Origin of the sequence: Mycobacterium palustre, assembly GCF_002101785.1 — a bacterium.
GTDB lineage: Bacteria > Actinomycetota > Actinomycetes > Mycobacteriales > Mycobacteriaceae > Mycobacterium > Mycobacterium palustre.
In genome coordinates this window covers 1-7014 of sequence record NZ_LQPJ01000032.1, presented here as the reverse complement: position 1 = coordinate 7014, position 7014 = coordinate 1, and the positions used below count along the sequence as shown (strand labels likewise).

Annotated in this window: 6 protein-coding genes; all 6 read right to left on the bottom strand. The window is 62.7% G+C overall.

Annotated elements, in window-relative coordinates:
- Positions 1-1236, bottom strand: a 1236-nt coding sequence (locus AWC19_RS03100; RefSeq protein WP_085076636.1) for an MCE family protein, incomplete at its 3' end; no start/stop codon positions are given.
- On the bottom strand, positions 1233-2261 hold the full coding sequence (locus tag AWC19_RS03095; protein ID WP_085076635.1) for an MCE family protein: 1029 nt from the start codon (positions 2259-2261) through the stop codon (positions 1233-1235). The genes AWC19_RS03100 and AWC19_RS03095, both read right to left, overlap by 4 nt.
- A 28-nt stretch (positions 2262-2289) precedes the next feature.
- Positions 2290-3720, bottom strand: a complete 1431-nt coding sequence (locus AWC19_RS03090) for an MCE family protein (RefSeq protein WP_245848673.1) — start codon at positions 3718-3720, stop codon at positions 2290-2292.
- A 3-nt stretch (positions 3721-3723) separates the two neighbouring features.
- Positions 3724-4572 carry an ABC transporter permease gene (locus tag AWC19_RS03085; protein ID WP_085076633.1) on the bottom strand — a complete coding sequence of 283 codons (849 nt, stop codon included), beginning with the start codon at positions 4570-4572 and terminating at the stop codon, positions 3724-3726.
- Positions 4569-5285 carry an MlaE family ABC transporter permease gene (locus tag AWC19_RS03080; RefSeq protein ID WP_085076637.1) on the bottom strand — a complete coding sequence of 239 codons (717 nt, stop codon included), beginning with the start codon at positions 5283-5285 and terminating at the stop codon, positions 4569-4571. The genes AWC19_RS03085 and AWC19_RS03080 overlap by 4 nt, the downstream gene beginning before the upstream one ends.
- A 291-nt stretch (positions 5286-5576) precedes the next feature.
- Positions 5577-7014, bottom strand: a 1438-nt coding sequence (locus AWC19_RS03075) for a cytochrome P450 (RefSeq protein ID WP_142280935.1), incomplete at its 5' end; no start/stop codon positions are given.

Here is a 7014-nt window from a genome sequence, read left to right as displayed (position 1 = left end):
TGACGGTGGGGGCGCCGGCAGCGGCGGGCGGTGGGGATAGCAGCCTGGGCCGGCGGATCCCACCACGCCCGGGGCACCGCACGGATGATCCCCAGGGTTGCCGGTGATGGCGTCGGGCAGTGTCCGATTCGGTGGGCCGCCCTGACCCGTGCGCGGGTATGGCACCGGCAGCGGTGGCGTCCCCGGCTGGCCGGTTTGGGGATCGGTTAACTGCGACGGCAACAGGGTGTTGGGGTCGACGCCCAGATCAGAGAACGCGGCGTCGACGAACGGCTGGACGAACTGGCCCGGCAATAGATTGGCGAGGTATGGCTTGAAAAATGGCCCGCCTGAGACGGCTTCACCGAGTGCCAATAGGTACGGTGAGAGCTTGTTAATCGATTCCTGAACCTTGTCCTTGCGGTTGTCCAGGATTCCCAGCAGACCGTTGATCTTGTCCAACGCCGGGCGCAGCTGCTGGCGGTTTTCGCCGATGAATCCCTGTAGCTGTTTGGCCAGTGCGGAGATGTCGCCCGAGATCCGGTCCAGTGCGGCTCGTTGCGTGACCAGTTGGCGCAGTAAAGCGTTCGAGTCTGCGATCAGCTGCACCACCTGCTCGCTGCGTTGAGCCAGAACGGCGGTGGACTTGCGCGCGTTGGCCAGTAGCTGCCGCAGCTTCTCGTCGCGGTCGGCCAATGTTTTGGAAAAGCGCGATATGCCTGCTACGGCGGCGCGCAGCTCGGGCGGTGTCTGGGAGAACTCCTCCGCCAGCGTCGATAGCGATGCGTTGAGCTGGGTGGTGTCCAAGGCGTCCACCGTGGTCGCCAGATCACCTAGCGCATCGGTGATTTCGTACGCAGGTGTGGTTCGCTCCAAGGGGATTGGCTGGGTGAGCTGGCCGCTTCCGCGTGGGATGACCTCCAAAACCTTGACGCCCAGAAGGCTTTTCGTCTTGACTGCCGCTTCGGTGCGGTCTCCGAGGTGGACGTTGTCGGTGATTTTGAAGGTGACCAGCACTCGCGCGCCCTGCAGCTCGATGTTGGAAACTTTGCCGACGTGGTAGCCGGCCACCTGCACCTCCTCGCCGGGCTGAAGACCACCGGCCTCGGCGAAGAATGCTGAATACGTTTTGTCGGTGTTCAGCAGCGGCAGCTCGTCGACGTGTAATGCGGCGAGCACCACGCCGATGGCGACCCCGACGCCGATCGCGCCCAGGCGAGCCAGGTTGCGCTCGGAACGAAGCTTCTTACGCGTCATTTCGGTGTGCACCGCCCAGAGCTTTGGCCGGCCAGCTTCACGTACACCGGTTGGCCGCCTTTGCCGTTCACCTTGAGCACCAAATCGCACAAGTAGAACGCGAAGTAGTCGCCGTAAAGGCCCTGACGCCCCAGCACCTGGTAGGCATCGGGCAGGGTGGCGAGCAGATTATCGAGATAATCGTGGTCGGCAAGAGCGATGGTCGCAGCGCGATCAGCCTGCGGCACCGCGGCGGCAAACGGCGGGCGGACCTGTCCCAGCAGGCCGGCTAACGATCCGGCTGCTGCGTCGGTGGCGGCCACCGCGGCGCTGATGTCGGTTTTGCGGGCGGAAAGCCCCGCGACCAGCTTCGCCAGGGAGGTCACCGTTTTATCGAATTGCCCACTCTGCTCGGCGAGGGATCCGAGCAGAGAATTTAAATTAGCCACCACTTCGCCAATCAACTGGTCGCGGTCGGCTAACGAGGTGGTCAGCGAGGCGGCTTGTGACAGAAACGAATTGATGGTCGCGCCTTGCCCTTGGAATGCCTGCACCAGTTGGCCGCTGAGCGCATTGACCTGATCGGGATTCAATGCGCGAAACAGCGGCCGAAAGCCGCCGATTAGCGCATCGAGATCCAGCGCCGGTGCCGTGCGCTGGATCGGGATGGTGTCTCCCGGCTTCAGGACGGCAGTGCTGCCCGGTCCGTCTTGCAGTTCCAGATACCGGTCCCCGACGAGGTTGTCGTAACGGATCACAGCGCGGGTGCCGTGCGTGAGAAGCACCGAGTCATCGGCGCTGAACTCCACCAGAGCGGTATTAGCCGGCGTAATGGTGATGCGCTTGACCTTGCCGACCTCAACACCGGCGATGCGGACGAACTGTCCGTCGGCCAACCCCGTGACGCTGGTGAACTCGGCGCGATACGTCTTGGTCGGCTCGAAGCGGAGCTGGGCGTATACCAGCAGCAGTGCAAACGTCCCGGCTGTGCAGACGCACGTGAATAGCGTCAACCGGACGATGGTGCCACGCAGCGTTTGCATCATTGCCAAATCCTTTGCGTCATTGCATCGGTCACGATCCAGGCGGCGACGGTGTATCCGCGGGGGCCAGCGGTGTGTTCGCGGGCCCCGTCGGTGCGTCCGCCGGCGGCGGAGGGGCTCCGGGGGGCGGGGGATAAAGCGGCGTCCCGTCGGGCCCGTACAACGGCGCGCCGTACGGCGGTCCGCCCGGATATGTCAGCGTCACCGGGCCTGGCGCCGGTCCAGGTATGCACTGCCGGATGCTTGGCGGCTGGGGTATCGCGCGTGTCACCGGAGCGAAGTCCGCGTAGCACGGGTGGCCGAGACCGATGTTGGGCCGATAATCGAGTCCGGTGCCAAATCCCGTGTTGGTCACCAGCTGGCGGACCGGGTAATTCTTGGATACGTCGGGCAGCGAGCCGCAGCTGGGCTTGCCGCCCGGGCCACCCTTGGCTGCGACAATGGGGAGGTTGTCCGGGTAAACGTATGGGTCGCTGCCCCAGATGACCGAGCCGTCGAGGATGACGGACTTACCGTTGCCGCCGATACCCTGGTATCCCCCGTGGTCGAGGAAGAACTTGGCCCCGACCAGAAGGCACGTGTATTCGGGGTTGTATTTCAACAGCAGATCAGTTGTCGGCCTGAGCAAGTCGACAGCTTTGACGAGGTTGCCTTCGTTCGGCGCGAGTAGCTCAATGCCCGAATTGGAGAACCCAATCGTGCTCAGCAACAGCGCATCCAGATCGCCGGTGTGAGCGGTGATCGTTTTGCTTGTGGTGCTCAGGTGGTCAAGGGTTGCCAAGATGCTCGGCGCCGCGGCGCTATAGGTGTCGGCGACCTCCTTCACCGACCGCACGTCCTCGCGTGCTGTGTCCATCAGTGGGTTGATGGTTTGCAGCACCTGGTTTGCGTCGGTGGTGGCTCGGCCGATGACTGCGCCTTTGCCGCGCAGCCCTTGCGCGAGGGCGCTCAGGACGGCGTTCAATTTCACCGGGTCGACGCGGTCAAGCAGGTTCTGAAGATTCTGGAACAGCGTGTTGACTTCGCTGGTCACGTTGCGGGACTTGATGATTGCTCCGGCGGCCAACGTCCGGCCGCTTGGATGATCGGGAGACACCAAGTCGACGTACTTGGCGCCGAATATCGAGGTGGAACGGATTTGCGCCCCCACGTTGGCCGGGATGTAGCGCAAGTCGCCGGGTTCAAGGCGCAATTTCAATCGGGCGGTCGACTGGTCGGATTCGACGCTGACCACTCGGCCCACTTCTACGCCGCGCATCTTGACCTTCGCACCGGCTTCCATGATCAAACCGGATCGATCGGAGATCACCGTTACCGGCACATCGGAGTTGAACGCCCCGGTGAACATCGCCGAGCACAGCGCGATGATGGCGACGACCGCCGCGGCCAACCCGAGAGTCCACCAGGCCGGGCGGAGCCGGGGTCGCCGTGCCCGGTGCATCGCGGTTCGCTGGATACGCATGAATCACCCTGCGTAATGGAAGTCGCCCGACTGGCCGTAGATGGCCAGCGAAACCAACATCGAGATGGAGGTGGCAGCGATAAGGGACAGGCGCACCGCCCGTCCTACCGCCTCACCCACTCCGGCTGGCCCGCCCGAGGCGTGATAGCCGTAATAGGTGTGGATCAACATGATCACGATCCCCATTGCGATCGCCTGTAGGAACGACACCACGACGTTGTTGGGATTAAGAAAAGCGTGGAAGTAATGGTTGTAGACGCCGCTGGATTGGCCGAAGCTCATGGTCGCGACCTGAGAGGCCATAAACGATGACACCAATGCCACGCAATACAGGGGGATAACTACGATCACCCCGGCGACCACCCGGGTCGATGTCAGATAGGCCACCGACCTGATGCCCATCACTTCGAGCGCGTCGATCTCCTCGTTGATGCGCATCGCACCCAATTGAGCGGTCGTGCCGGCACCGATCGTGGCTGCCAGGGCCACGCCGGCGATCAACGGAGCAGCCAGGCGGACATTGAAATAGGCGGAGACAAAGCCCATCAGGGCCTCCAGGCCAATGTGGGCGAGCTGCTTGTAGCCGACAACTGCTTCGAGGGCGCCCACGGACAAATTCAGCATTGCGACGATGACCACGGTGCCGCCGATGACAGCCAGCGCGCCGACACCCAAACCCATTTGCGCGACCAAGCGCAGCGTCTCCGCCTTGTAATTCACCGCGACGTCGCCAACCGCCCGAAGGGTGCGCGCGTAGAACTGCGTTTGCAGGCCGAGGCGGTCGAGGTCGGCGGCGAACCGGGCCAACCGGTGCTGGAACGAGTGTGGGAATCTCGCGGGAGCGGAGCTCATATCGTGACCGTGAATTTCAAAGCGATGGCAGTGGCTACAAGGTTGATGATGAACAACGCCACGAAGGTGTACACCACGGTCTCGTTGACGGCGTTGCCTACGCCGGCCGGTCCGCCCTTCACGGAGACTCCCTTGTAGCAGGCGATCAAGCCGGCGGTAAGTCCGAACAAACCGGCCTTGATGAGTCCGACGACTACGTCCGCAGCATGGGTGATGAGCGTCATGCTCGCCACGAACGCACCCGGCGTGACATCCTCGACGAACACTGAGAAGACGAACGCCCCGACGACCCCAGTGAGCACGACCACCGAGGACAGCATCACCGCAACGAAAGCCGCAGCCAAAACGCGCGGCACCACTAATCTTTGGATCGGATCCAGACCCATCACGCGCAGCGCGTCAAGTTCCTCCCTGATGGTTCGCGCACCCAGGTCAGCACACATCGCCGTCGCACCAGCCCCGGAGACCACCAAGACCGTCACAACCGGCCCAAGCTGGCTCACCATGCCGTAAGACGTGGCGGTTCCGGCCAGGTCAGCAGCCCCGGCTTCGAGCAACAAAATGTTGAAGGTGAACGCTAGGAGCACCGCAAACGGGGCGGCAAGAAAGATCGCCGGCAAAATCGACACCCTGGCCACAAACCATGCCTGTTTCAACATCTCTTCCCAGGCGAAGGGCCGACGCGGAATCGCGATCAACGTGTCGGTAGCCATGGCGATGAAGCCACCGACGGCGCGGAAGGGCTTGGCAACGTCCGGCGCCGACGCGGGGCGGATCAGGTCAGCGACCCTGGGCGTCAGCCCGACGACCCGATCCTGGTCAGCAACCACGACTTTCTTCTCCCTTTCGGCGCATCGGTTCCCTCCAGCGCGGCCAAGTGTGACCGGCATTACTCATCTGGGCGTCGCCACTGTCACCTGTGCGAAGAAATCCGGGCGAAATCGCCCTCCCCTGCCGCGCGGTGTCGGCGGGCCTGCTCACATGCGGTGCGCGTCGCGGCAGTGTCAGAGGTCCCACTCCAATGGGAGCTCGAGCAGGTCTTGGGTCAGGATGTGCGGCCGATACTGCGGGATGAAGTCCTTCGCCAGGCGCAACCCGGGCAGGCGATCGGCCAGCTTGTTGAGGACGAGCTTGGCCTCCAGCCGCGATACCGGGGCTCCGAGGCAGAAGTGGGCGAACTTACCGAAGGCGTAGTGCTCGCGGGCGTTCGGGCGGTCAATCTGAAACTCGGTGGGATTCGGCCACTTTTCGTCGCTCATGTTCGCTTGGGTAAGCGCCGGGCACACGAACGCGCCCTGCGGAATCGACACACCGCTGAGTTCGACGTCGCGGGTGGCGTTGCGGAAAGCGATCTTGGCCGGCGCCTTAATCCGAAGGGTCTCTTCGATTGCCGAGTCGGCGAGAGATCGATCCGCGACGAACCGCTCCCAGTTGGTGCGGTCGCGCAGCAGATGGAAGACCAGATTGCCCAGCAGCGTCGTCGTCGTCGCGTTTCCGGCACCCAACAAGATCAGGAAGTGGTGACGCAATTCGGGGTCGTTGTAGGCGTATTCGCCCTCATCCGTCTTCAAGTGCACCAACGTCGACATCAAGTCGTCGGTGGGACTGGCGCGCCGAGAGTCGATCAGCGCCTGCGCATAATCGTTGAGATCGGCGATGTCGTTGGCCATGCCCACACGTACGCTGTGCTCAAGGTTGGGGTCGACCAAACCGAACGCCGACTCTGTCCAGCGCCGCACCGTGTCGATGTCCAAGTCGTGCGCGCCCAGGATCGTGGTGATGACCCTAATCGGGAGTGGTACAGCGAACTGGCCTACAAAATCGACGTGTCCGTCACTGATGAACCCGTCAATCAATTCGGTCGTCAGAGCTTCCATGATCGGCTGGTATTGCAGAACGGTCTTGGGCGTAAACAGCCGCTTGATGTAGTAACGGTGCTCGTCGTGTGCCGGCGGGTCGTTGTTGATGAGACCGGGAAACGAATGCGGATAACCCTCGGGGAGCCGCGGCTTGACCTCATCGGGGACCTCTCCCGGGTTGTTGGCAAGTCGGGATGTGTAAGTATCGGTGTCGCGCAGCACCTCCCGACACAGATCCTCGGTCAGTACGAAGTACATCTGTAGGGCAGGAATGAACTGAACCGGGTTGTCCTCGGCGAGGGTCCGAAACACTGCATCCGGGTTGGCGAGGTGTTCCGGATCCATCGGATCGTAGGTGGCTGCCGCGATCGGACATTTTGACGGCGCCGTACCCGGCACAACGTCGAAATCACTTGCCATCCTGAGCTCCTTACCTATAGCGGCCACCGAAAAGTGCGGTTGACTGCTGGCCACCGACCCGGTCGCGGGCGAGACGGGCTCTGAATTGGCAATGTCAACTTGAAGTGGCCCCAGTGTGACGGCTAGTTTTGGCCCCCCCTTCGCGGTGCGTTGGGATTTTCTG